Annotated in this window: 1 protein-coding gene and 1 pseudogene; both read left to right on the plus strand. The window is 39.7% G+C overall.

Annotated elements, in window-relative coordinates:
- Positions 1 to 161 (plus strand): annotated as a pseudogene (locus tag LWH95_RS21365) (PBSX family phage terminase large subunit); the annotation flags it as partial.
- Positions 162 to 164: 3 nt separating this feature from the next.
- Positions 165 to 1,454 (plus strand): phage portal protein (locus LWH95_RS21370; RefSeq protein WP_232920344.1); only part of this gene is annotated, 1,290 nt, incomplete at its 3' end.

Here is a 1,454-nt window from a genome sequence, read left to right on the forward strand (position 1 = left end):
AAACCGCTCACTTATGCTACCGATAAGCTGGGGAACATCATAGAACTATAGACCCGCATACACTATCAGCTATCTGGTACGCTCTCGATGATTATGAGGTAACCGATTTGAAAGAAGAATCTAAAGGAAGACCACAAAGATCAAGACCAGGAAGGGGGTAAAGCATGTCAAAACAATCTGTTAAAGCACGAGTGATCAAAGCCTCTCCACCTACTGAATCGACTAAACAAATTTATGAGGATGAATTTGCGGACAGTTATGACAGCAATATTTTACCGCCTCCGTATAATCTCAAAGAATTAAAGATGATTGCTGAGTATTCAACGATCTTACAGCAATGTGTTGATGCCTACAGGACAAATATTGTAGGCTTTGGGTTTGATTTTGAGTACTCGTTTGATGTGAATTCGCCAGATGTGAAAAACAATGAAAAAACAGAAGCTGAAAGTGAATGGACAAAGCTTGAAGAGTTCGTTAAATACCTTCACTTTGATGAGTCAGCTGAGACTGTACTCGGTTTTGTTATTGAAGACCGAGAAAAGACCGGTAATGGATTTATTGAGGTTATCCGAAACGGTGAAAATAAGCCAGCCGGCATTGAATACATGGACGTTCAAAATGTACGAGTTTGCAAACTGTCTGAACCAATCGAAGTTGATTTTACATACTTCGAACAAGGACAAATGAAATCAATCAAAAGGGAGAAACGATTTCGAAAGTATGTTCAGATGATTGATGGCCGTATGGTTTATTTTAAGGAATATGGTGATCCTCGTACTTTAAATTTAGAGACAGGCCAATATGATGAACAGACTCCATTCGAGAAACGAGCAAATGAAGTAGTTCATTTCAAGATAGGAAGCGGTACTTATGGAAAGCCTCGATGGATTGGCCATATTGTTAATCTGTACGGGGCCCGAAAAGCTGAAGAGCTGAACTTCATGTACTTCAAACAAGGTAGACATATTCCCGCTGCCATCACAATTGAAAATGGTATGTTATCAGAGGACTCATACTCACAATTACAGGACTACATGAATGGGCTAGAAGGGGTGGAAAATGCTCATAAGTTTCTTTTACTTGAAGCAGAAGGCATAGCGAAGGGGAAAAACATTCATGGCGATGAAGAGATTGCTCCAGTGAAAGTCGATATTAAGTCACTTGCTGAAATCCTTCAAGAGGATGCTTTGTTTCTTGAATATGACCAAAAGAGCCGAGACAAAATTAGATCGGCTTTTCGTTTGCCTCCACTTTATACTGGTGAAGCTCAAGATTACAACAGAGCGACAGCTGACACAGCAAGAAAGATTACTGAGGAACAAGTCTTTCAGCCTGAACGAAAGTTAATCACAGGTAAACTGAATGCTTTATTTCTAAATGATCTTGAGATTCATAAGGTTCGTCTTCTGTTAAAAGGGCCTGACTTTAGAGATCCGCTTGAGATTGCTAAGGTT

It is taken from the genome of Bacillus sp. G16 (genome assembly GCF_021282335.1).
GTDB lineage: Bacteria > Bacillota > Bacilli > Bacillales > Bacillaceae > Bacillus > Bacillus inaquosorum.